Here is a 362-nt window from a genome sequence, read left to right as displayed (position 1 = left end):
AAGGTAAATCCCGCCCAATAATAGGGGGAATTGTACTCCGAACTCGCCAACATTTCCAACTGCGCCGATCGCATCGCCTCGACGGGCGACAAATTTTCGGACAGTATCTTTTGGTAAAACTTCGACATCAAAACCGACGTTCCCAGATCGTCTACGAACCACAGAGAAGCCACCAACCTCGGCGAACCGGCGTACATGAAACCCCGGGTAATCCCCACCATTCCTTCCCCTTTCAAATCCCGCCCCAAAGCTGTCTGACAGGCGCTCAACACCACCAATTCGGCCGGCAAATTCAAGTTGAAAATATCGTTCAACCGCAAATAGCCGTTTTGCCAATTTCCCCCTTCGTCAATCAGAGAAAA

General features: G+C 50.6%; 1 protein-coding gene. It reads right to left on the bottom strand.

All coding sequences use genetic code 11. The features are described 5' to 3' along the window. The coding region (locus LKE08_RS29150; protein WP_324707805.1) for a CHAT domain-containing protein at positions 1–362 on the bottom strand (362 nt) is incomplete at both ends.

It is taken from the genome of Lyngbya sp. CCY1209 (assembly GCF_035615495.1).
Taxonomy (GTDB): Bacteria; Cyanobacteriota; Cyanobacteriia; order Cyanobacteriales; family Microcoleaceae; genus Limnospira.
The sequence above is the reverse complement of the archived record's forward strand: the minus strand, read 5'-3'. Positions and strand labels throughout refer to the sequence as shown.